Annotated in this window: 20 protein-coding genes, 1 other RNA gene and 3 pseudogenes; 13 read left to right on the top strand and 11 right to left on the bottom strand. The window is 65.5% G+C overall.

Features of this window, described 5'->3' with window-relative positions; translation table 11 throughout:
• Window positions 1-46 precede the first annotated feature (46 nt).
• On the bottom strand, window positions 47-1,420 hold the full coding sequence (locus D3H54_RS20905) for an FAD-dependent oxidoreductase (protein ID WP_149380797.1): 1,374 nt from the start codon (window positions 1,418-1,420) through the stop codon (window positions 47-49).
• 195 nt (window positions 1,421-1,615) lie between these two features.
• Between D3H54_RS20905 and prfB the strand changes: the two genes are divergently transcribed.
• From prfB to D3H54_RS20870, 7 genes are read left to right on the top strand one after another with little or no spacing between them, the layout of a single operon-like run.
• Window positions 1,616-2,734 carry a peptide chain release factor 2 gene (gene prfB / locus D3H54_RS20900; RefSeq protein ID WP_149380795.1) on the top strand — a complete coding sequence of 373 codons (1,119 nt, stop codon included), beginning with the start codon at window positions 1,616-1,618 and terminating at the stop codon, window positions 2,732-2,734.
• Window positions 2,721-3,746, top strand: a complete 1,026-nt coding sequence (locus tag D3H54_RS20895; protein WP_286198955.1) for a mechanosensitive ion channel family protein — start codon at window positions 2,721-2,723, stop codon at window positions 3,744-3,746. The genes prfB and D3H54_RS20895 overlap by 14 nt, the downstream gene beginning before the upstream one ends.
• The gene (locus D3H54_RS20890) at window positions 3,743-4,219 is read left to right on the top strand and encodes an Rv3103c family proline-rich protein (protein WP_168214930.1); all 477 of its coding nucleotides are present in this window, start codon (window positions 3,743-3,745) and stop codon (window positions 4,217-4,219) included. The genes D3H54_RS20895 and D3H54_RS20890 overlap by 4 nt, the downstream gene beginning before the upstream one ends.
• Window positions 4,220-4,259: 40 nt before the next feature.
• Complete coding sequence (gene ftsE / locus D3H54_RS20885) at window positions 4,260-4,949, top strand: cell division ATP-binding protein FtsE (protein WP_149383655.1); 690 nt, start codon at window positions 4,260-4,262, stop codon at window positions 4,947-4,949.
• Window positions 4,950-5,843 carry a permease-like cell division protein FtsX gene (ftsX, locus tag D3H54_RS20880; RefSeq protein ID WP_149380793.1) on the top strand — a complete coding sequence of 298 codons (894 nt, stop codon included), beginning with the start codon at window positions 4,950-4,952 and terminating at the stop codon, window positions 5,841-5,843.
• A 2-nt stretch (window positions 5,844-5,845) separates the two neighbouring features.
• Window positions 5,846-6,334, top strand: a complete 489-nt coding sequence (smpB, locus tag D3H54_RS20875; protein ID WP_149380791.1) for an SsrA-binding protein SmpB — start codon at window positions 5,846-5,848, stop codon at window positions 6,332-6,334.
• Complete coding sequence (locus tag D3H54_RS20870) at window positions 6,331-7,176, top strand: EamA family transporter (RefSeq protein ID WP_432246609.1); 846 nt, start codon at window positions 6,331-6,333, stop codon at window positions 7,174-7,176. The genes smpB and D3H54_RS20870 overlap by 4 nt, the downstream gene beginning before the upstream one ends.
• A gap of 132 nt (window positions 7,177-7,308) precedes the next feature.
• On the opposite strand, the gene D3H54_RS20865 is transcribed toward D3H54_RS20870, so the two are convergent.
• From D3H54_RS20865 to D3H54_RS20855, 3 genes are read right to left on the bottom strand one after another with little or no spacing between them, the layout of a single operon-like run.
• Entirely contained in the window at window positions 7,309-8,490 is a 1,182-nt protein-coding gene (locus D3H54_RS20865) for a sulfotransferase family protein (protein ID WP_149380787.1), read from the bottom strand.
• Window positions 8,487-9,569, bottom strand: coding sequence for a DUF1214 domain-containing protein (locus D3H54_RS20860; RefSeq protein ID WP_149380785.1), 1,083 nt, complete (start codon window positions 9,567-9,569; stop codon window positions 8,487-8,489). The genes D3H54_RS20865 and D3H54_RS20860 overlap by 4 nt, the downstream gene beginning before the upstream one ends.
• Window positions 9,570-9,576: 7 nt before the next feature.
• Window positions 9,577-10,167, bottom strand: a complete 591-nt coding sequence (locus D3H54_RS20855; RefSeq protein ID WP_149380783.1) for a TetR family transcriptional regulator — start codon at window positions 10,165-10,167, stop codon at window positions 9,577-9,579.
• 173 nt (window positions 10,168-10,340) lie between these two features.
• On the opposite strand from D3H54_RS20855, the gene ssrA reads away from it, so the two are divergent.
• Window positions 10,341-10,708, top strand: a transfer-messenger RNA (tmRNA) gene (ssrA, locus tag D3H54_RS20850).
• A 205-nt stretch (window positions 10,709-10,913) separates the two neighbouring features.
• A pseudogene (locus D3H54_RS31875) lies at window positions 10,914-11,071 on the top strand (tyrosine-type recombinase/integrase); the annotation flags it as partial.
• Between the two features lie 214 nt (window positions 11,072-11,285).
• Here the strand turns inward: D3H54_RS31875 and D3H54_RS32220 are convergent.
• The 7 genes and pseudogenes from D3H54_RS32220 to D3H54_RS20815 all read right to left on the bottom strand — a co-directional run bounded on the left by D3H54_RS32220 (window position 11,286) and on the right by D3H54_RS20815 (window position 17,955).
• Entirely contained in the window at window positions 11,286-11,981 is a 696-nt protein-coding gene (locus D3H54_RS32220; RefSeq protein ID WP_149380781.1) for a DUF2510 domain-containing protein, read from the bottom strand.
• Window positions 11,982-12,188: 207 nt separating this feature from the next.
• Window positions 12,189-12,929, bottom strand: coding sequence for a hypothetical protein (locus D3H54_RS20835; RefSeq protein ID WP_286198954.1), 741 nt, complete (start codon window positions 12,927-12,929; stop codon window positions 12,189-12,191).
• Window positions 12,930-13,007: 78 nt separating this feature from the next.
• A pseudogene (locus tag D3H54_RS32215) lies at window positions 13,008-13,103 on the bottom strand (DUF2510 domain-containing protein); the annotation flags it as partial.
• A 405-nt stretch (window positions 13,104-13,508) separates the two neighbouring features.
• Window positions 13,509-14,519, bottom strand: coding sequence for a GGDEF domain-containing phosphodiesterase (locus tag D3H54_RS20830; protein ID WP_149380777.1), 1,011 nt, complete (start codon window positions 14,517-14,519; stop codon window positions 13,509-13,511).
• On the bottom strand, window positions 14,492-15,238 hold the full coding sequence (locus tag D3H54_RS20825) for a GAF domain-containing protein (protein WP_149380775.1): 747 nt from the start codon (window positions 15,236-15,238) through the stop codon (window positions 14,492-14,494). The genes D3H54_RS20830 and D3H54_RS20825 overlap by 28 nt, the downstream gene beginning before the upstream one ends.
• Before the next feature lie 75 nt (window positions 15,239-15,313).
• Window positions 15,314-17,259 (bottom strand): annotated as a pseudogene (locus D3H54_RS20820) (YhgE/Pip family protein).
• A 3-nt stretch (window positions 17,260-17,262) separates the two neighbouring features.
• Window positions 17,263-17,955, bottom strand: coding sequence for a hypothetical protein (locus D3H54_RS20815; protein ID WP_149380773.1), 693 nt, complete (start codon window positions 17,953-17,955; stop codon window positions 17,263-17,265).
• 80 nt (window positions 17,956-18,035) lie between these two features.
• On the opposite strand from D3H54_RS20815, the gene D3H54_RS20810 reads away from it, so the two are divergent.
• The 4 genes from D3H54_RS20810 (at window position 18,036) to D3H54_RS20795 (ending at window position 22,347) form a co-directional block, all read left to right on the top strand.
• Window positions 18,036-18,647 (top strand): TetR/AcrR family transcriptional regulator, encoded by a 612-nt coding sequence (locus D3H54_RS20810; protein ID WP_168214929.1) that lies wholly within the window; start codon window positions 18,036-18,038, stop codon window positions 18,645-18,647.
• Between the two features lie 118 nt (window positions 18,648-18,765).
• A complete protein-coding gene (locus D3H54_RS20805; protein WP_149380768.1) occupies window positions 18,766-19,701 on the top strand; it encodes a cutinase family protein in 936 nt (311 codons plus the stop codon).
• Between the two features lie 45 nt (window positions 19,702-19,746).
• Window positions 19,747-21,252, top strand: a complete 1,506-nt coding sequence (locus D3H54_RS20800; protein WP_149380766.1) for an SDR family NAD(P)-dependent oxidoreductase — start codon at window positions 19,747-19,749, stop codon at window positions 21,250-21,252.
• Between the two features lie 117 nt (window positions 21,253-21,369).
• Complete coding sequence (locus D3H54_RS20795; RefSeq protein WP_149378470.1) at window positions 21,370-22,347, top strand: IS481 family transposase; 978 nt, start codon at window positions 21,370-21,372, stop codon at window positions 22,345-22,347.
• Window positions 22,348-22,353: the final 6 nt, after the last annotated feature.

Raw genomic sequence — 22,353 nt, 5'->3', positions numbered from 1 at the left:
GCTGAATTGGCTGACTTCTCAACGCTCGTGCCTCGCTTGATCGTCGTCAGCCGTGCCCGATCCGCAGGAGGTCGGCCACGCTGGTGAGCTTCACCCTCGGTCGCCCGTGCGGCTCGCCGGCGCCGCGCTCGTGGGCGTCGATCACCTTCCAGTGGTCGTCGGTGACCAGCCTGGGCTGGCGGGACAGCATCCACCTCACGAGCGTCTCGCCGTGGTCGTCGGCGAAGTCGCCGAGCTCGCGGCCGTCGAGGTCGGCGACCAGCGTCGCGACGGTGTCCGCCGAGTCTTTCTTGTTGCTGCCGATGACGCCCGACGGGCCGCGCTTGATCCAGCCGACGACGTACTCGTTCGCGCTGCCCTCGACGCGGCCGTCGGTGTGCGGGATGGTGCCCGAGCGGTCGTCGAACGGCAGGCCCGGTGTCGGGATGCCGCGGTAACCGACCGCACGCACCACGAGCTGTGCGGGCAGTTCCTCGCGCGCACCGGTGTCCTTGGCGACGATGCGGCCGCCCTCGTCGACGAGTTCGTTGCGGCCCAGCACCACCGATTCCACCCGGCCGTCGCCCTTGATCTCGATGGGCGAGGTCTGGAAGCGGAACACGATGCGGCGCCTGGCTCCTCGCGGTGGGGTCTCGGCATACCCGCGCAGCACCTTGATGTTCAGCTTCGCGCTCTTACCCGCCGCCTCGAGCTGCTCGTCGGTGATGGATTCGAAGTCGGCGGGGTCGACGATGACGTCGACGTCGGCCATGGCCTCCAGGTCGCCCAACTCGCGCAGCTCCATCGTGGTGAACGTGGCCTGCAGGGGGCCGCGGCGGCCGATCACCACGACCTCCTCGACCCCTTGGGAGTGCAGTAGGTCGAGCGCATGGTCGGCGATGTCGGACTTCGCGAGCTCGCGGGGATCGCTGACCAGGATGCGCGCGACGTCGAGTGCCACATTGCCGTTGCCGACCACGACGGCGCGCCCGGTCGAGAGGTCAGGCGTCATCTCCGCGAAGTGCGGGTGCGCGTTGTACCAACCGACGAAGTCGACGGCGGCGACGCTGCCCGACAGCTCTTCGCCGGGGATGCCGAGCGGACGGTCCGACTGCGCCCCGATCGCGTACACCACGGCGTCGTACTTCTGGGCGAGCTCCTCGGCTTGCACATGCTCGCCGATGCGGATGTTGCCGAAGAACCGGAACCGCTCGTCAAGCGAGGTCTTCTCGAACTGGGCGCTGATGGTCTTGATCTTCGGATGGTCGGGTGCCACTCCGGAGCGCACCAGACCGAACGGGGTCGGGAGCATCTCGAGCACGTCGACGCGGACATCCGGACCGCCGGCGGCGACGGAACTGTCGCCGAACTTCAGCAGCGACGCCGCCGCGAAGTATCCGGAGGGGCCTGCACCAACGATCGCGACATAGTAAGGACGCATCCTCGCGCTTTCTGTCCGGACCCGGCTGCGCGCAGGGGCTGTCGCGTCGCAGTCGAGAAGCGCCGTTATGGGCTGTGCGGCGCCACATCCTGGTTACGAAAGTGATGTTAGACGCGCAAGCTGCTCAACAACCCCAGAAGTCTCAGCAGCTGCCGTGGATCACAACGTGTCGCGACGCCGGTACCCTGAGGACCCGTGGACCTCGATCGTCAGTCAGATATCGCCGCACTCGACACCACCCTCACCACAGTGGAGCGAGTGCTCGATGTCGACGGTCTGCGCGCCAAGATCGAGAAGCTCGAACACGAAGCGGCCGACCCGAATCTGTGGAACGACCAGAGCCACGCTCAGCGGGTCACCAGCGACCTCTCCCACGCCCAGGGCGAACTGCGGCGCGTCGAAGGCTTGCGTAGCCGTCTCGACGATCTGCCGGTGCTCTACGAGATGGCCGCCGAAGAAGAGGGCGCGGGCGCCGCCGATGCGCTGGCCGAAGCCGATGCCGAACTTGCGTCGTTGCAAGCCGACATCGAACAGCTGGAGGTCCGGACCCTGCTGTCCGGCGAGTACGACGAACGCGAGGCGCTGGTGACCATCCGGTCCGGCGCCGGTGGTGTGGACGCCGCCGACTGGGCCGAGATGTTGATGCGGATGTACATCCGCTGGGCCGAGCAGCACGATTACGGCGTCGAGGTCTTCGACACCTCCTACGCCGAAGAGGCCGGCATCAAGAGCGCGACGTTCGCGGTGCACGCGCCGTACGCCTACGGAACACTCTCGGTCGAGCAGGGCACCCACCGACTGGTGCGGATCAGCCCGTTCGACAACCAGAACAGGCGCCAGACGTCGTTCGCCGACGTCGAGGTGCTACCGGTGACCGAGACCACCGACCACATCGACATTCCCGAGCAGGACGTGCGGGTCGACGTCTACCGCTCCAGCGGGCCCGGCGGCCAGTCGGTCAACACCACCGACTCGGCGGTCCGGCTGACCCACATCCCGACCGGCATCGTCGTCACCTGCCAGAACGAGAAGTCCCAGCTGCAGAACAAGGTGTCGGCGATGCGCGTGCTGCAGGCCAAACTCCTGGAGCGCAAGCGTCACGAAGAACGCGCCGAGATGGACGCCCTCAAGGGCGACGGCGGGAGTTCCTGGGGCAACCAGATGCGCTCTTACGTTCTGCACCCCTACCAAATGGTCAAGGATCTGCGCACCGAGTACGAGGTCGGCAATCCCGGAGCGGTACTGGATGGGGACATCGACGGGTTCCTGGAAGCGGGGATCCGGTGGCGCAACCGGCGAGATGACGAAGACTGATTTTGCGGCCTCCGCCGCGGGTCCTGATTTTGTAGCGTCCGCCACGGGAACGCGCTATCTGGCGTTCCCGTTCTCCGCGCGTTGGCATGACTTCTGGCACGGCAACATCGGCGAGTGGATCCTCACCCGGGGGCTGCGGATCACCCTGCTGCTCATCGGCGGACTGCTCGCGGCCCGGTTCATCAACTGGTCGGCACAGAGGATCTCCCGGCGTATCGACGCGGACTTCCAGGAGAGCGACGCACTGGTCCGCTCGGAGAGCGCCAAACACCGCCAGGCGGTGGCGTCGGTCATCTCCTACGTGGCGATCGCTCTGCTGGCCGTGATGGTGGTCGTCGAGGTCACCGATGTGCTGGCCGTCCCGGTCAGCTCGCTGGTGGCGCCGGCGGCCGTGCTCGGCGCCGCGCTGGGCTTCGGTGCCCAGCGCATCGTCCAAGACCTGCTGTCCGGGTTTTTCATCATCACCGAGAAGCAGTACGGCTTCGGCGATCTGGTGTCCCTGACGGTGGCCGGCATCGCGAAGGAGGCGACCGGCACCGTCGAGGACGTCACCCTGCGCATCACCAAACTGCGCTCGTCGGAAGGCGAGGTGCTGACCATCCCGAACGGGCAGATCGTCAAGACCCAGAATTTGTCCAAGGACTGGGCGCGCGCGGTCATCGACATCCCGGTGCCGGCGACCGCGGACCTCAACCGGGTGAACGACGTGCTGCACGGGGTATCCGAGAAGGCGATCAAGGACCCGGGGCTCAAGGACCTGCTTCTGGATGCGCCACAGTTGATGGGAGTGGAAAGCATCGAGCTCGACACCGTCAACCTGCGCATGGTTGCGCGCACGCTGCCCGGTAAACAGTTCGACGTCGGCCGCAAACTTCGGGTGCTCGTGATCGCCGCGCTGATGCGCGCCGGCATCGCCAGCCCGTCGGACGGCTCACCGATGGTGGAGGCGATAGTGCATCCGGCGACCGCGGGTGGCGCCGAGGAGAACCAAGGTCCGGAGTCGTCGAGGTGAGGTTGACGCCGACGCGCCGAGAAGGCCGAGGCTGGCCCAGCTACATCCTGTGGGGTCGCGTCCGCACGTCCACTGCCGCGCTGCTGGCCGCGTTCATCGCGGTCTGGTGGCTGTACGCGACGTATCAGCCGGAGACCGTGACGCCGACGGCCCCGAACACACAGGTGGTGCCCCCGGGCTTTGTGCCCGACCCGTCCTACACCTGGGTGCCGCGAACCGAGGTCCGGGAGCGCACCACGACCACCAGGACGACGACGACCACGACCACTCCGACGGAGACCACCACCCCGACGGAGACGACGACACCGACCGAGACGACGAGCCCGACGAGCCCGACGACGTCATCAACGTCGCCTGGGCCGCTGCCGTTCCAGATCCCGGGGCTGCCCACTCCGACCCCGTCACCTGCGCCGGTTCCTACGCCGGCACCGGGTCAAGGTCCGATGGTCACGCCCGCGGCGCCGACGCAGTAACCGGGTCCCGTCCGTCGGACGGCTACACTGGCGTGCCGTGATGATCACCCTCGACCATGTCAGTAAGCAGTACAAGTCGTCGGCACGGCCAGCCCTCGACAATGTCAGCGTCAAGATCGACAAGGGTGAGTTCGTCTTCCTCATCGGCCCGTCCGGCTCCGGCAAGTCCACGTTCATGCGGCTGCTGCTGGCCGAGGACTCACCCACCTCCGGCGACCTGCAGGTGTCGAAGTTCCACGTCAACAAGCTGTCGGGCCGTCAGGTCCCCAAGCTGCGCCAGGTGATCGGCTGCGTGTTCCAGGACTTCCGGCTGCTGCAGCAGAAGACGGTGTTCGAAAACGTCGCCTTCGCCCTGGAGGTGATCGGCAAGAAGCCCGACACCATTAATCGCGTGGTTCCCGAGGTCCTGGAGATGGTGGGCCTGTCCGGCAAGGCCAACCGGCTGCCTGCCGAGCTGTCCGGCGGCGAGCAGCAGCGCGTGGCGATCGCGCGCGCGTTCGTCAACCGGCCGCTCGTGCTGCTGGCCGACGAGCCCACCGGCAACCTGGACCCTGAGACCAGTAAGGACATCATGGATCTGCTCGAGCGGATCAACCGCACGGGAACCACCGTGCTGATGGCCACCCACGACCACCACATCGTCGACTCCATGCGTCAGCGCGTGGTGGAGCTGTCCCTGGGCAGGCTCGTTCGCGATGAGCAGCGTGGTGTCTACGGAATGGATCGTTAAGTGCGCTTCGGCTTTCTCATCAACGAGGTCTTCACCGGACTTCGCCGCAACGTCACCATGACGGTGGCCATGATCTTGACCACGGCCATCTCGATCGGCCTGTTCGGTGGCGGCCTGCTCGTGGTCCGGTTGGCGGACCACTCGCGCAACATCTACCTCGACCGCGTCGAGACCCAGGTGTTCCTGACCAACGACGTCTCGGCGAACGACCCCACCTGCGACGCCGACCCCTGTAAGGCGTTGCGAGCCAAGATCGAAGCCCGCGACGATGTCCGGTCGGTCCGGTTCCTGAACCGCAACGACGCCTACAACGACGCGATCCGGAAGTTCCCGCAGTACAAAGACGTCGCGAGTAAGGATTCGTTCCCGGCCTCGTTCGTCGTCAAGTTGGACAACCCCGAGCAGCACAAGGACTTCGACGCCGCCATGATGGGTCAGCCCGGTGTGCTCAATGTGCTGAACCAGAAGGAGCTGATCGACCGGCTCTTCGCGGTGCTCGACGGGCTGTCGGCGGCGGCGTTCGCCATCGCGATGGTGCAGGCGATCGGTGCGATCCTGTTGATCGCCAACATGGTTCAAGTCGCCGCGTACACCAGACGTACGGAGATCGGCATCATGCGAATGGTGGGTGCCACGCGGTGGTACACCCAGCTGCCGTTCCTGTTGGAGGCGGTGCTCGCGGCCACCATCGGTGTGGTGATCGCGATTGTCGGGCTGATCGTGGTGCGGGCGGCGTTCCTGGAGAACGCGCTCAACCAGTTCTACCAAGCCAATCTGATCGCCCGGATCGACTATGCCGACATCCTCTACATATCGCCGATCATGTTCGGCGTCGGCGTGTTGATGGCCGGTCTGACCGGCTACGTCACGCTGCGCTTGTACGTCCGGCGGTAGCGGTGGCCAAGAATCCGGACAAGAAGCCCGAACACAAGATCGTCGCCACCAATCGCAAGGCGCGGCACAACTATTCGATCCTCGACACCTACGAGGCCGGCGTCGTCCTGCAGGGCACCGAGGTCAAGAGCCTGCGGGAAGGCCACGCATCGCTGGCCGATGCGTTCGCCACCGTCGACGACGGCGAGATCTGGTTGCGCAACCTGCATATCCCGGAGTATCACCACGGCACCTGGACCAACCACGCGCCGCGGCGCAACCGCAAGCTGCTGCTGCACCGCAGCCAGATCGACAACCTGGTGGGCAAGATCCGCGACGGCAACCTGACCTTGGTGCCGCTGTCGTTGTATTTCTCCGACGGCAAGGTCAAAGTCGAACTGGCGCTGGCCCGCGGTAAGCAGGCGCACGACAAGCGGCAGGATCTGGCCAAGCGTGACGCGGAGCGAGAGGTGATCCGGGAGTTGGGCCGCCGGGCCAAGGGCAAGCTCTGATCGGGATCCTGCTCGCGCTGGCATCGGCAATCGGTTACGGCGTCAGCGATTTCGTCGGCGGTATCGCGGCGCGACGGGTCGCCGCGCTGCGGGTCGTATTGGTGTCCTATCCGGTGGCGATGGTGCTGCTGGGGATCCTGGCAGTGGTTTTCGGCGGCACGGTGTCGACTCCGGCGGTGGTCTGGGGTCTGCTGTGCGGCGTGAGCCAGGCGTTCGGGGTGTGGTGGTTCTACGCCGCACTGGGCTCGGGACCGATCTCGGTTGTCTCGCCGTTGACCGCTGTTCTGGTGGCTGCGGTGCCGGTCAGTGTGGGACTCGCGATGGGGGAGCAGCCCGGCCTGATCGCCGGGGTGGGCACCGTGCTGGCGTTGATCGCCGTCGTACTGGTCAGCCGGCAGGCCACCGACGAGGACATTCGGCCGCACAAGTTCACCGCATCGGTGGCGTGGTTGACGGTCGGCTCAGGGCTGGCGTTCGGGTTGAACTTCGTTCTGCTGCACCAGGCTCCGGCCGATGCTCACTTGTGGCCGTTGTTCTTCGCCCGCGTCTCGGCGACGGCGATCGTGCTGCTGGTGGCCGCGTTCAGCGGCAATTTTCATGCGCCACAGGGATTTCCGTTGAAGATGGCGATAGTGGCCGCGCTGTTGGACACCGTCTCGAATGTCGCGACGTTGCTGGCGCTGCAGGCCACGATGCTGTCACTGGCCAGCGTGCTGATGGCGCTGTACCCGGCGGCCACCGTGCTGCTGGCCATCGTGGTGCTACGCGAACGGGTCACCCGCTGGCAGGTGCTGGGCATGGTGATGGCGTTGGTCGCCGTCGGAATGATCTCGGTCCGCTAGAACTCGTCGATCGCTCGCCCGCACCCTCCAGACGTGTGGTCCCTTCGGGGCCGCCCCTGATAGCGCACTTGCGGGAAGTGTGCTTCCGATAGAGAAAATCGCCAGCGGCCCCGGTTGCGTTACACGCCGCAGCTAACGCAGTGTTTCGCTCGGCACGTCGTAGCGCTCCTGATAGGCGCGTACCCGCTCCCGTAGCTCGTCGGCATCGAGGCCGGTATCGGCCCAGGTGTAGCGGTTGCCGCCGCCGTCGCCGGGGTTGGCCGAGAGATGGTCGCGCATGCGCTGTTCGGCGATCGGGGTGAGCTCGCGGCCCAGGCGCTCATAGACCGCGCCGATGGTGGCGAACGGGTCCTGCATGAAATCGGCGAACCGCACGTTGACGACGCGATCCTGGCTGATCGCGCCGTCGTCCACCCACTTCATCAGGCGGTCGAGTCCCAGGATGTTCTCCGCCGCGCACTGGCCGGCCGCGCGCTGGACGGTCGCGTTGTCGCTGGCCAGTTTCTGTAGGTGAGCGATCAGCGCGCTGATCGAGGAGATCACCACCAGGGGGTCGCGATGGGTCTGCACCAGGATCGCGTCGGGGTACTCGGCCAGCAGCGTGTCCAGGGTCCACAGGTGGGCGGGGCTTTTCAGCAGCCACTGGCCGGGCACACCGGACTGCAGGTGCTGCAGGTACTGGCGGTGGTAGCGGTAGGCGGCCGCGTGGTCGGCCTCGTACATCAGCCAGTGCTGGTAATTCGGGAGGCGGTACTGCGTGGGGAAGATCATGCTGCAGAACGTGCCTGCGGTGATCCGGACGCATTCCTGGCCGCCGCGTGCGCTCATCGGATGGAACTTCATGAAGCCGGGCATCAGCTGCTCGGTCATGTCCAGCTGGGCTTGGGTCTCGTCGATGCGCGGGTCGGTCTGGTAGGTCTCCGGCTGGGGGACCGGGAAGGGGTGATCGACCTCCCAGGTCAGCGGCGCCCGAAGGTCGGGGTCTTGGCTGAGCAGGTCGTAGAGGATCGTCGTGCCGGTGCGGGGCTGCCCGAGGATGAAGATCGGCTGAGTGATCTGCTGGTCGGCGATCTCGGGATGCGCGGTGCGCCACGCGGTGATCTGTAGCCGGTTGCGCAGCGGCACAATCACATCGGCGGCCGCGATCTCCACCCCGAGCGGGGAGAGGTCGGCTTCGGTGACCAGGTCGTCGACCATGCGGGACAGGTTCTCCCGCCAGCCGTCGTCGGCGCCGAAGTCGTCGCTTCCGGCCAGTTCGCAGGCCTGCTCGATCAGTTTGGCCGGATCAAGGCGGGCTTGCACCGCACTTGTCATTTCTGAACCTCCTTGTCCAGCAGACGAACTGTCACATCCGGTGCATTCGGGTTGTCCAGCCAGCGGACGACGATGAAACCGCGTCGACGTCCACCGGTGTCCAGCCAGTGGCCCGTGCCGGAGTCCTGGGCTCCGATCGTGAGCCGGACGTATCCGTCGGGATCGGGGGAGACGCCCTTGTTGGTCACCGAGCTGGAGCGTAGCAGCGGCTCCAGGCATTCATGCCAGATACTTTCCAAAGTCACTGACCAGTAACGGGTTTCGGGCGGGAGGAAGGTCAGCTGCAGGTTCTGGTGTGGTTCCAGATCGAACATGCCGAGCATGTACAGGTTGTCCGGTGTGGTGTTCTCGCCGCCCAGGTTCTCCGCACCGGAGGTGATCAGGACGTTGGGGGTATCCAGGAGGTCGGGGCGCACGGTGCGGTGCAGGGTTGTCAGTTTGACGATGGTCCAGCCCATCGCCGTGAGCTGTGCGGCCAGCGTCTCGTCGGACAGCGGTGCCGGCGGCGGTACCTCGCCGAGCAGTGAAATATGGAGCTGCACAGGGATTTCAGTGTCAGGGTCGGCGATGTAGTCGCGTACCACGATCGAGGTGGCGTCAGCGGGGATCTCGATCCACTGCGCGCCTGCGAGGTCGCTGTCGGCGGGACGGGTGGCGGCGAAGACGATGTCGAACCGGCCACTCTCGTCGAGGACCAGATCGCGGTCGGACAGGTAGTTGCTCATCCGGCGCGGATTCATCCCGGTGCCGGCCAAGACCTGGATGCCCAGGTACGTCGACGTGCCCCTGGTGCCGGTGACGCGGTAGGCCCGGTCGCCGCTGATCATGGCCAGCGGGTAGGCGCCGTGTGGGTTGGGTCCGCCCACGAAGCGCGAGGGTGTGCACATGTCGACGAAATGCGGATGGTCCGGGTCGATGTCCACCGACAACTCGGTGCACAGCGCGATCACCCGGTTGAGTACACGCAGTCCCTCGAGTATTTCGCGCTCGTCGCGGGCGTCCTGTTTGATCTGACCGGTCAGATCGTCGAGAACCTTACGGACGAATTCCCATGCTTCTAGCGACTTTTCGCCACTCATTCGGTCCTCAATTCTTGATCGGGCACGGGGTCATGGAGTTGACCGCGCGGGAGATTCGGTCCGACAGCGATCCGCCGTCGCGCAGCCAGTCGTCAATCGAGATCCGGACCGACGCCATCGCCAGCGCACCGATGAGGCGCGGGCGCGGATCGTCGACGGTGAGATCGGGCAGCCGGGGCGCGATCGCCTCGGCGATGGCGGCCTCGAAGTTCAGGTAGCACAGCAGCGTCCAGGCCCGCAGGGTCAGCGAGTCGCGGGTCTGGCGCTCTATTTCGGCGACGCTGCTCTCGACCGCACCGAAGCCAGGGGTGAGTTCGGCGAACGCGGCGCTGAGTGCGTCGTTGACGGACAGGTCTGCGGGTTGGCGGCGCAAGGCGTCGGTGATCGCGGCGATCCAGGTCGAGGTGAAGCCCTCGGCGACGGCGTATTCCTTGGACTCGAAGTACCGGAAGAACGTCGCCCGGGCCACGTCGGCGGCTTCGGCGATCTGCTCGACGGTCGTCGCGCTCAGCCCGTTGGCCGACACCAGCTGGGCGGCCGCGGTGGCGATGCGCTCCCGGGTCCGCTGCCGTTTGCGCACCCGAAGACTTTCAGACATCGTCTCACTGTAGACAAAGTCTCATTTTTTTCTCGCCCAAACCGACAAACCGCAGGGGAAGTGCGAGTGGATCGCTGCACAACGTCGATCTCGACGCGGGATTAATGCACTTCAGTTCGGGGTTACACCTCGCGTACCATTGGAAATCCGGCCGAACCTCGGCCGGGGTGCGAGGGGCTGATCGGTTTCGACTTCGCGCATCGAATCAAGGGAAGCGTGCCGGTGCAGGCAAGAGACCACCGTAAGCGTCGTTGCAACCAATTAAGCGCCGATTCCAATCAGCGCGATTACGCTCTCGCTGCCTAAGCGAAGCTAATCCGTCAGACCGGGACTGCCCTCGACCCGGACCCTGGCGTCATCTAGAGGGACCCACCCACGGGTTCGGTCGCGGGACCTGTGGGGACATCAAACAGCGACTGGGATCGTCATCCTGACTTGTTCGCGAGATCAGGAGATCCAAGTAGAGACATAGCGAACTGCGCACGGAGAAGCCTTGAGGGAATGCCGTAGGACCCGGGTTCAATTCCCGGCAGCTCCACCGAAAGATGCTGGTAAAGGCCCCCAAATTGGGGGCCTTTTCCACGTCCACATTTTCACCCCACGCATGGCGACATTGCGACTCCGCGAGCGCAAGGATGCCAGCAACTACTGTCAGGTCCGGTTCCGCGCTGACATAAGTAACCTCCGAGTCCCTCGACAATGAGGCCGACGCCGCACCCTTCACCCCGTCGAACTGCGGATCCACGACCTGCGCCAGCTGGCTCATCCAAGCCGGCATCCCGCTCCCGGTCGTGCAACAGCACCTCGGCCACGAATCGATCGAGTGACCGTCGGCGTCTGCGGTCACCTCGCCTGTCGGTCAGCGCAGGCGGCTGCCGATGTCATCGCCGCCTTGTTTGGCTAGTTGATGTACACAATCAGGAGCGTGCCCTGGGCGTTGACGCCGGAGCATCGCTTAGATCCCGGCCACACATTCGTCGCGTTCACGAAGCACGTCATCAGGTAGGACTGGTGGGTCACCGGGCTATAGGCGACAACGGTGGTACCGGGTTGGGAGTACCAGGCTGCCCGGACGCTGTCTGCGAACGCGCAACTGGTGTCGTCGGTGGCGACACCGGTTAACCCTGATGGGCAGATCCTGAAGTTTTCCACAGTGCTGGGGACCGGGACCGGGACCGGGACAGGGACCGGGCGTGGGGCGGGCGCCGGCGGTGGCGGTGCTGCCCGGGTGGGCGTCGGCATGTCTTGAACCGCGAACAGAAACGCGCCGGGCGCGGCCTCCCATAACGTTTTGTCGCCATCTGAAGTGACATCAATCGGCACGTCGTGACTCGACTCGTCCCGCGCGACGTCTTCACCTGCGCGATGCCCTTGAATTCGTTGCCCGCCTTGTTCACCAGGTCGACGTGAACCACCTTGAGGTGCAACGGCGAAAGGTCGGGATCGGTGTCGAGTTTCGACTGCATGGACGACTGCACTTCCGCAGCGACCTGGTCGGCCTTCGGCACGCTCGGTGTGGCCGTCGTCGTCGGTGTGATTGTCGACGCGGACGGCGGAGGCTCCCCGGCGGGGCGAGTCAACACGAATACCGTTGCACCTATGGCGATTACGACTGCAGCGCCCAGCGCCCATAACGGCCACAGGCGACGCGATTTCCCCGCCACGGGCGGTGGCGGTAGCTCTGGGAACTCCTGCGCAGCTAGGGGACCGGTCGGAGGCCCGGGCTGAATGGCGCCATCCCACTGGGTGCCGTCCCAGTAACGCGCTCCCTGACCGCCGAGCGGATCAGGATACCAACCAGGCTCAGTCGCCATCGCCGTCCGACCTCCCCCACGTCATGAGCGGATTTTAGCCCGTTCCTGGGACTTTCCTGAGCGGATCCGCTGCAGCCGGTTCGTCGGTGCCGCGGCGTACGCCGGTGGCTGACTCCGGTCGCGACAGGCTTCGCGAGGCGGTTTAGCTGAGCCGTGGCGTGACGCACCGGAGGCGTCAGCGAGCACGTTATTCCACCATCGCCGGTGTCATGGTCCGGACGCGATAGCTGGTTCCCTGAATGTCTCGCCGGTCCCGGTGGTGATCGTCAATCCACTGAGTGTCACGGCGTACTGGGTTCCATCGGAAGGGTTGGTTGCTATGAAACCATTCGCGGAAGGAACTGCAGACAAGGTGATCTCTCCACCATCGGAGAGCCGTAATCCCTTGTAGAAGTATAGATTTGGGCCGTCCCCTCGGCAGACGACTGCTTCGGATTGGGACGTCCGCACAATTATCGCGGCCACATCGAGGCGGGAGCATCGAGGCCCGTCGAAGAATCCAAACTCATCGGCGCCGGGGACTGCGCCGGCTCGCGGCGCTGCCGTTGATGTCGGGGTGAAGTTCAGCTTGTCGGAGTCGATCTCCCACATGATGTTCGAGCCGTCTGCGGTGACATCGACAGCGGTTTGCAGTGTCCCGCCGGGTCCGCTGATGGTCGCGGTGCCGCGGTATTCGTTGCCGACTTTGTGGACCAAGGAGACGTCGACGATCTTCAGTCCGAACGTTCGGAGCTTGGGATCGGTGTCGAAATGGTCCTGCATCAACGTTTTTACTCGGCGGGCTACGTCACTGGCGGGTGGAGATGTGGGGGTCGGCGGCGTCGCAGATGCAGCGGCCGAGGTCGCTTGGGTCGTCGGCGTCGGGGGCGCGGATTTCGGAATGTCCCTGGCGGGGCGCGTCAACACGAAAAGGGCAGAGCCGACCGCGATCGCCACGGTCACGCCCATGCCCACCCATAGCGGCCACAGGCGCCGCGACTTCTCTGTCTTCGGCGCAAGCTCTGGGCATTCTTGCGGAGTTGTCGGTGGCCCGGACTGAATCGCGCCATCCCACCGGTTGCCGTCCCAGTAGCGGGCACCCCGACCACCCAATGGGTCGGGATACCAGCCAGGCGCGCTCACCGTGGCCCCCTCACCTGGGGAATCGTACCCATTACCTGCGTAAACGTGGACCGAATCTCGACAACCTGTGGACCCCCCGCGTTGCCGTCCAGATCATGGGGACCGCATCTGGCTCCGCGATCGTACGATCGATACGGATGGCCACGCGAAGATCTCGCGGCAATCTCGACACCTGTGGACCCCCGCGTTGCCGTGGGCCGAGATTATGCCGCTGCGTCGACGGACATGGCGGAGTTCTGCGGTCTCGACACGCCGGTGTGGACCGCGTCCACACATTGCCAAGTTTCGCCAGTTCGCCACAGGCCGGAAGACTCATTCGAGACGATGCACAGTTCCAGTTCAATGCGAATTTTGCGCTACGGCACGTCGGCAGGAGCCAGATCGTGTCGCGGGTGGCGAACTGCGCTACCGAGGTGTCGCCAGGACCGGCTCCGGGCGCCCGAGGAGGTACCCCTGCAGCTGATCGATACAGAGTTCGATCAGGCGATTGCGGGTCTTGGCGTCTTCTACCCCTTCGGCAACGGTGAGCAACCCCAGTTCCCTGGCGACGGCGACGATCGCCCGGACGATCGATTCATCTTGCACATTGCGCAGCATCCCGGACACGAAGCTCTTGTCGATCTTCAACTTGGACAACGTCATTCCGCGGAGTTCGATGAGCGAGCCGAAGCCGGTGCCGAAGTCGTCGAGCGCGAGTCGGCAGCCCAGCGCCGCCATGTCGTCGGAGAATCGCGCGGCGAGATCGGTGGAGGCCAGGGCCGCGTGTTCAGTGACCTCGACGGACACCCGCTGGGCGGCGTCTTCCGCCTGTCGCAGTTGCTCGAGGATCGCAGAACTGGTCGCCGTGTCGTTGATCGAGTCCACCGAGATGTTCACCGCCACCGGACGGCCCGCCTTCGCGCACTCGATACCCCGCGCCACCATGAACCGATCGATGGTCGGCATCAGGCCGAACTGTCGTGCCTGCGGAAGGAATTCATCGGGCACCATCGCGTGGCCGTCGACTGCCATCATCCGAACCAGCAGTTCCTCCTCGACCACTTCTCCCGTACGGGCATCGACGATCGGCTGGGCGTAGGCGACCAGGCGACCCTCGGCGATTGCACGCGACAAGAGCTCCTCGAACTCCACGCGTTCTCGCGATGCGATTCCTGTCGAGCCGGCGTCGGTGACGCGCTTGGAGGCGTGCATCGACGCGTCGGCTCGCGCTACGACCGCCTCGGCCAGGTCGCTACCGCGAACGACCGCCGTTCCGCAGCTGGCGAAGGCCGTGTCACTCCCGGCGCCGGTATCGATCGGCCTCTGCAATGCAGTGACAAGCTGTTCGCGCAGGGCCGGCAAGTCGGCGGGAGCCGATGAACTCAACAACGCGGCGAACTCAACACCGCCTATCCGGGCGGCGAGGTCGTCGGCCACCAGGTGATCGAGATACGGTGGCCGATCTCCTGGAGCACCTGATCGCCAACGGCTTGCCCGAAGGCGTGATTGATCCGCGTGAAACCGTCCAGACCCACGTACAGAACAACCGCCACGACGCTGTCGCTGTCCGCCGCCGAGTCGATCGATCTGTTCAGTGCGGCCAGGAATGCCGAGCGGTTGGCCAACCCCGTCAGCGAATCGCTGGTGGCCTCGCGCGTCTTCTCGTCGACGAGTGCCGCGCGCTCGAGCGCCCGGGCGATGAAATGCGCCAACTGCTCGAGCAGGCTCACAGTGTCGTCACCGAAGGCGTGCGGCTGGCCGGAAATGACCTTGAGCACGCCTTGGACACGATCGCCGGCGATCAGCGGTACCACGATCATGGACCGCGCTCCGACTCGCCGACAGGCCTCGGTATCGACACGGTCATCAGTTTCGGTGTCGTCGGAGACCAGGGCTTTGCCTGTGCGTGCCGACTCACCCGACAGGCTGCCGAACCGGGCCAGTCGCAGGCCTTCGGTGCCGCAGAGGGAACCGGAGGCCATCGTGTAGACCATGTCGTCGCCTTCGGCGAGTTCGATCACGGCCCCGGGGGCACCGGTAGCGGCGCGTGCTTGGTCCACCACGATCTGCATCACGGCGCCACTGCTGAGGTCGGCGTCGTTGATCGCATCCTGGACTCTGATGATCGTCAACGTGGCTGGGTCGGTTCTGCCCATCACCCCGCGGGATATTACGTGAACCGAACTGCCCGCATGGGCATCTCGCGCGTTCGGGCACAAAGACAACCCGCACTACATCTTGAAGCTCGGCACCAGCCGGGTGAGGTTCCACAACTGGTTGCGTCGGGCCGCCAGTGAGGTCAGCAGTATCGACCCCAACCACAGGGCGACCATGAAGATCACTGCCTGCCATAGCCGACCGTCGATGCCGCCGAGGATCAACTGGCGTAGTCCATTGACGCCGTACGTCATCGGGTCGAGCCGGTGGAAAGCCTGGAACGGCTTGGTGGTGGTCTCGACGGGATACAGTCCGCCGGCGCTGACGAGTTGCAGCATCAGCAGCGTCATCAGCAACACCTTGCCCAATACGGGGCCGAGAAGGCGCTGATCGCCTGCGCCACCGCGATGAAGGCGCACGACGCCAGCATCATGAAGCCCAGCATCGCCACCGGATGCTCGGCGTGTACGTGCAGCGCGAAATGCACGACGCAGTACAGAATCACCGCCTGCGGAATGCCGATCAGGACGGCTGGCAGATAGCTGGCCAGCGTCACCCGGAGCGGACTGATTTCCGCGGCGATGGCCCGGTTCTGCAACGGGCGGAACGCCATCCACAACAGCATGGCACCGAAGAACAGCGCGAGCGTGAGGAAGAACGGCGCCATGCCGGTGGCGAAGTTCGGCGCCGAATTCTCGTGTGAGCTCGTCAGCTGGACCGGGCCACCGATCGTGTCGGCGATCGCGTCCTTCTGCTGTGGGCTCCAGTCGGGAACCTTCTGCGCGCCCTCGGAGAGCTTGGTCGCCAGCTCGTTCGCCCCGGAACTCAGCTGCGCTGTACCGGATTTCAGCTGCCGGGCGCCGTCGTCGAGTTTGACGATCCCGGCGTTGAGTTGTGCATTGCCCGACGCCACCTGCTGGGCGCCTTCACGCAACTGAGTGAGCTTGTCGGAGAGTTCCTTGCCCTTGGCCGAGATATCGGTCAGCGCGGAACCGACGGGACCGCCCGAGTTGGCAGCCGCACGTGCCTTGTCGAGCTTGGCCTGTATGGCCGCGGTCCGTTGGTGGGCCAGCAGTTGGTCGCGGGTGTCACGCAGTTTTCCGGTGGCGATCACCGACACCGGATCCTGGTTGGCCGACAGGCTGTCGATGATCGATGTCAACGACTGGGCGGCAGTGTCTTGCGCCCCGGTGATGGTGTCGAGTTCGGCGGACGCGTCCGTCAGCGCGGACGAGCTGTCCTGCACCTGGCCGCTGACTTGATCGCTCTGAGTGCCGATCTGCGCCAACAGGTTGGTGATCTTCAGCAGGGGATCGGTGGCGGTGTTGATACCGTCGGACAGCTTGCGGGAGCCGGCAGTCAGCTCGGCCGATCCATTGCGGGCGGAATCGAGGCCGGAGGCCAACTGCCCTGCGCCAGTGTCGAGTTGGGCCGCTCCATCCGAGAGCTGACGCGCTCCGTCGGCCGCCTGTTTGATCCCGGCACCCGAGGTGGTGATCACCGACAGCACCTGGTTGACGGCTTGCCCGGAGATCCTGGTGGACACGGCGTTGAGCACTTGCTCCAATGCGGTGCGGCCGATGCTCGATGAGATGTAGTTGTTGGCGTCGTTGTATTCGGCGATCAGTTGCGCCTTGCGGGGACTGCCGGTGGTGGGCGAGGCGATCGCCTCGCTGAAGTCCGGGGGCAATTCCAGCATGAAGTAGTACTTGCCGTGTGCGACCCCGTCGCGTGCCTCGGCGTCATCAACCAGGTGCCAGTCCAGGCTTGCGTCATTGGTGAGGCTGTCGGCGATCTGGGAACCCACGTTCATCGGCTCACCGGACACCGTGGTTCCCCGGTCCGAATTGACCAGTGCCACAGGCATTTTGTTCACATGACCGAACGGGTCCGAGTACGCCCACAGATAGAGCGCGCCGTAGGTCAGCGGCATCAGCATCAGGACGACGACGGCGATCCGTGTCATCCGGTTGCGGGCGAAGCGTTTGATCTCCGACCCGAGGGCAAGTCCGCCCACCATCTCCTAGTCCTTTCCCGCGATGTTCGGGATGTGCACTTCATGCTCGGGTGCTTGGTCGCCGAGCGAATTCGTCACGCCCACAACGACCATCCGATCGGCGGCCAGGGCGCCGAGGCGTTGTACCGCCTGCGCCCGTCGTTCGTTGTCACGGACCTGTTCGAGGTCGCCGACCACCAGAACCGGTCGGTCCGAGCACAGTGCCAGGGCGATCTGCACCAGGAACGTCTCCAGGTCGCCCAGGTCCCCGATGTAGTCGGTCGGCGCCGGGCGGTGGATGTCCCCGAATACCTCAGCCAGTACGTCTCGGTCGGCATCGCCGCTCGATCGCCGGAACAGGGGAGCGAGCCAGCGGCGCTGTTCGGTCACGACGGTTCCCACGGTGACGGCCTCGTCCAGGTCGTCGATGTCGCCGAAGGCGGCTATCGCGCAGTGCTTGCGGATCGCCCGCGGCGCGGTCTCGCCGAATACGGCCACAGTGCCCGCGCTGGGCTTGAGCCGGCCGGCCAGCGTGAGCAGCAGTGCTTTCTGGCTGTGACCGCCGGGCATGTGGACCGCGTGCAGGCCGGGCCCAAGGTCCACGTCGACGTCGCTGAACAGTGGGCTGTGTTCACCGTCGAACGTCAAGCCGCGCGACACGATGATTCCGTCGCCGTCGGGAAGAACCAGCTGAGGAGGGACCGCGGTGGGTCGGCTCATGGTTGCCTCCTGGATGTGTGCATGATTCAATACGATATGCATCCAATACGGAATGTATCGAGTCTGAAGGGCGATTTGCGGTGAAGGTCACAGAGGCGCGAACAACCCGGCGGCGCACGAACACCCGGGCCCGTTTGATCGAGGCCACCGACGAACTCATCCGGGACAGCGGCCGGACTTGGTTCTCCGTCGAGGAGGTGTGTCGGGCCGCCGGCTACACCCGTGGGGCTTTCTACTCCAGCTACGACGACATGGAGGATCTGCTCTTCGAGGTCTACGAACACCAGAACGACGCGCTCGTGGAGCGATTGCGGAGTACGGCCGAGCCCCTGCTGCGATCCCGGGGCGTTCTCCAAACCGACCGTGTGGTCCGCCAATTGCTGAAAGCGGGCGTCGCCGACCAGCCGCGCATCGCCCTGCATGCCGCCCTGGTGGCTCGCGCCGCACATCAGCCTGAGATCGCCCATGCCCTGGACGCGCAGGTCGAGCGCTTCCGTGAAGGCCTGCAAGGGATCTTCGTCGCGCTGATCGCCAAGACCGGCCGGACGATGACCGTCACCCCGGAGGCATTCACCCGCGCGCTGATGGCCGCCCAGGCCGGCGCCTCCGGCCAGTTCCTCAGTGATCGCGCCGCCACCGAGGAGGTCCGCTACCTCACCGCGCTGGCGGTAGTCGAAGGCCTGTCCGCCTGACGACCCAGCAGGTCAGGAAGCAGATCTCCAGCATTTTTCTTTGCTGTCAATATTCGAAATCGAAGATACGCCGACACCCTCGCAGCTCATTCGTCTGGAGAAGGGGTTAGATTGAAGCATGCCTATTCGCTGCAAGCGTAGGCACCCGGTGGGGAGCGACCGGTCAGCCGGTCGCTGGGTCGGGCTGGTTGCTTCGCCATTGTTCGTCACGAGCGCACTGCTCGTCGGTCCTGTCGCGCCACCGCTGGCGTCGGCTGCCGACTGTCCGGACGCCGAGGTCGTCTTTGCCCGCGGCACCGACGAGCCCGCCGGTATGGGCCGGGTCGGCGACGCCCTCGTCGACGCACTGCGTAAGCAAGCGCCCAGCCTGAACATCGACACCTACGCGGTCAACTACAAGGCCACCAAGCTGCAGTTGCACGGCGGAGACGGCGCCAACGACGTGATCTCGCACATCAAATCGACGGTGTCGTCCTGCCCGGATACCAAGATCGTCCTCGGCGGATACTCACAAGGTGCAAGCGTGATCGACATCGTGGCCGGCGTTCCGGTGGGCGGCATCCCCTGGGGGAGTTCGTTGCCGCCGGAGTTCGTCAAGAACGTCGTCGCCGTCGCGACCTTCGGCAATGTAGCGACCCGCACCAACCAGTCGTTGCCGACCACGAGCGCGCTGCTCGGCGCCAAAGCCATCGACCTGTGCAATCCGGCTGACCCGATCTGTCACGCGGGTCCGGGCAATGAGTGGAGCGGGCACACCGAGGGCTACGTCCCGGGCTACACCAACCAGGCGGCGTCGTTCGTCGCAGCCAAGCTGCTCGCCGGGATCAGTCAGCACATGCCGGGCTACGGAAGCGCGCCCGGATACGGCCCGACGACGCCCTACGGGCCGGACTCCATGTACGCGCCGCTGCCCGGCTCCGGCCCCGCCACCTCCCTGCCCGGGCCGCAGCCCGGTTATCCCGCGGAGGCGCCGAGCTATCCGTCGCCGTCACCAACGACCAGCCCGACGACGGTCGCACCCAGCTCGCCGTCGCCCGGCGCCGGTCTGGTGTAAACGGTCGTTGCAGGACCTGCGCGAATAGCCCCGTATTCTTCCCTGGTGAACGCGATCGACCCAGACAAGCTCAACACCTGCCTTCAGGTGTTGGCCGACGTCGAGTCGTTGCCGCCCGAGCACCCCGACGCCGTAGCCGTGCGCCGGGCCACCGCGGGCATCTTCAAATCGGTCAGGAAGGCCCGCCGCAAAGCCAAGCGCGATGAGGTCGCGGCCGCCGACCGTGCTGTCATCGCCGCTACCGCGACCGGTGCGCCCGGCCGGATCGACGACGAGACGGCCGGCTTGCCATTGGTGTCGACGGCAGCGGGGGCCTCGGCGGGCACGTTGCTCCGGTCTCGGGCCTGCTACATCTGCAAGACCCACCACACCGTCGTCGACGCCTTCTATCACCAACTCTGTCCGGAGTGCGCGGCACTCAACCGCGCCAAGCGCGACGCCCGTACCGACCTGCGCGGCCGGCGCGCACTGCTCACCGGCGGGCGAGCCAAGATCGGCATGTACATCGCGTTGCGGCTACTGCGCGACGGAGCCCACACCACCATCACCACCCGGTTTCCCAACGACGCCGTACGCCGATTCGCCGCGATGCCCGACAGCGCCGACTGGATCGATCGCCTGCGGATCGTCGGCATCGACCTGCGTGACCCGGCTCAGGTTGTCGCGCTCGCGGACACCGTGGCCGCTCAGGGTCCGCTGGACATTCTGATCAACAACGCCGCCCAGACGGTGCGCCGAGCCCCCGGCTCGTACGCGGCGCTGGTCGAGGCGGAGCGGTCCCCGGCGCCTGAACTGGTCGACGTGGTCACTTTCGACCGGGTCAGCGACGCCCATCCCGCGGCACTCGCCGGCAGCCTCGCCGAGCATCAGAGCCCGCACGCTCCATCAATTCCCGGGTCGCTTCGCTCCTGCATGTTGCCGCCGGTCAGCACGCCATCCGCGGCCCGGTCGCTTCGCTCCTGCCCTCCGGTCACAGAACTCGCCCTCACCGCTCGCAGCGCATCACCTGAGCGGATTGCGGCCGGCGTCGCCATCGACGCGGGTGGCCTGCTGCCCGACACAGCCGCGATCAACAGCTGGACGCAGCGCGTGCACGAAGTCGACGCGATGGAACTTCTCGAGGTTCAGCTGTGCAACCAGACTGCGCCGTTCATCTTGGTGAGCCGGCTGCGCCCGGCGCTGGCGTCGTCACCGGCCCGCCGGAAGTACGTCGTGAACGTGTCGGCCATGGAGGGGCAGTTCAGCCGCGCCTACAAGGGCCCGGGGCATCCGCACACCAACATGGCGAAAGCCGCTCTGAACATGCTCACCCGCACCAGCGCCGGTGAAATGCTGGAGCAGGACGGCATTCTCATGACCGCCGTCGATACCGGCTGGATCACCGACGAGCGGCCGCACCCGACCAAGCTGCGGCTGGCCGACGAGGGATTTCACGCGCCGCTCGACCTCGTCGACGGCGCCGCCCGGGTGTACGACCCGATCGTCCGGGGCGAGGCGGGCGAAGATCTGCACGGTTGTTTTGTGAAGAACTACGCGCCCAGCGACTGGTGACACCCACCCGCTAGCTGTACTCGGCTTAGACATTGGTGACGGATCGCTATTGCTGTAGGGAGGACCTCCGGGCTTAGTGGAGATGTCTGACGTCTTCACCAGTCCACGGAGGTCCTCGTGTCCCACGCTAATGCCCGTTTGACCGTTCATGGTCGTCTGCTGCTCGTTGAGCGGATCGTTGAGGGACACCGTCCGGTGTCTCATGTCGCCGCCGAACTGGGAGTTTCTCGCCAGTGCGCTCACCGATGGGTTCGCCGGTTCCACGCTGAAGGCTTTGCCGGCCTGTCGGATCGGTCCTCACGACCGCGTCGATGCCCACGTCGCACACCATCTGTGGTTGAAGATGCGGTGATAGAGCTGCGCCGCACCAGCAGGCGGGGTCAGGACTGGATCGCCGCCGAGTTGGGTCTGCCGGCCCGGACGGTGTCGGCGATCTTGCGCCGTCGCCAGATGCCGTATCTGCGGGATTGTGACCCGCTGACCGGTGAGGTAATCCGGGCATCGAAGACAACCGCGGTGCGCTACGAGCGGGCGCACCCCGGCGAACTGATTCACATGGACGTCAAGAAGATTGGGCGCATCCCCGACGGGGGTGGCTGGAAGGCACACGGCAAAAAGATGGGCGACACCGCCGCCCGTAAGAACGCGCGCATCGGGTTCGACTACGTGCACTCCGCTGTCGACGACCATTCGCGGCTGGCGTACTCAGAGATCTTGCCCGACGAAAAGGGCGCGACCTGCGGTGGGTTTCTGGCCAGAGCCGCCGAGTACTTCAGAACCCACGGGATCTCGACCATCGAGCGAGTCATCACCGACAACCACTGGAGCTATCGGCGTTCCGCCGATGTCGCCGCAGTCATCGCAAACCTGGGCGCCAAACACGTCTTCATCAAGCCGCACTGCCCCTGGCAAAACGGAAAGGTGGAGCGCTACAACCGCACACTGCAGACCGAATGGGCCTACCGGCAGATATTCACCACCAACGCCGCCCGCACTGCCGCCCTTGCCCCGTGGCTCGAGGACTACAACAATCAACGACGCCACTCAGCTATCGGAGGCCAACCACCGATCAGCAGACTGACACCAACGTCCTAACCGAGT

The organism is Mycobacterium sp. ELW1, assembly GCF_008329905.1.
Taxonomy (GTDB): Bacteria; Actinomycetota; Actinomycetes; order Mycobacteriales; family Mycobacteriaceae; genus Mycobacterium.
The sequence above is the reverse complement of the archived record's forward strand: the minus strand, read 5'-3'. Positions and strand labels throughout refer to the sequence as shown.

Bases quoted from the DNA above. Each gene is read 5' to 3' on its own strand.
- D3H54_RS20905 (WP_149380797.1), bottom strand. From the start codon at position 1,420: ATGCGTCCTTACTATGTCGCGATCGTTGGTGCAGGCCCCTCCGGATAC.
- D3H54_RS20895 (WP_286198955.1), top strand. From the start codon at position 2,721: ATGACGAAGACTGATTTTGCGGCCTCCGCCGCGGGTCCTGATTTTGTA.
- ftsE (WP_149383655.1), top strand. From the start codon at position 4,260: ATGATCACCCTCGACCATGTCAGTAAGCAGTACAAGTCGTCGGCACGG.
- D3H54_RS20865 (WP_149380787.1), bottom strand. From the start codon at position 8,490: ATGACAAGTGCGGTGCAAGCCCGCCTTGATCCGGCCAAACTGATCGAG.
- D3H54_RS20860 (WP_149380785.1), bottom strand. From the start codon at position 9,569: ATGAGTGGCGAAAAGTCGCTAGAAGCATGGGAATTCGTCCGTAAGGTT.
- D3H54_RS20855 (WP_149380783.1), bottom strand. From the start codon at position 10,167: ATGTCTGAAAGTCTTCGGGTGCGCAAACGGCAGCGGACCCGGGAGCGC.
- D3H54_RS32220 (WP_149380781.1), bottom strand. From the start codon at position 11,981: ATGGCGACTGAGCCTGGTTGGTATCCTGATCCGCTCGGCGGTCAGGGA.
- D3H54_RS20835 (WP_286198954.1), bottom strand. From the start codon at position 12,929: ATGGGCGTGACCGTGGCGATCGCGGTCGGCTCTGCCCTTTTCGTGTTG.
- D3H54_RS20825 (WP_149380775.1), bottom strand. From the start codon at position 15,238: ATGGGCAGAACCGACCCAGCCACGTTGACGATCATCAGAGTCCAGGAT.
- D3H54_RS20815 (WP_149380773.1), bottom strand. From the start codon at position 17,955: ATGAGCCGACCCACCGCGGTCCCTCCTCAGCTGGTTCTTCCCGACGGC.
- D3H54_RS20805 (WP_149380768.1), top strand. From the start codon at position 18,766: ATGCCTATTCGCTGCAAGCGTAGGCACCCGGTGGGGAGCGACCGGTCA.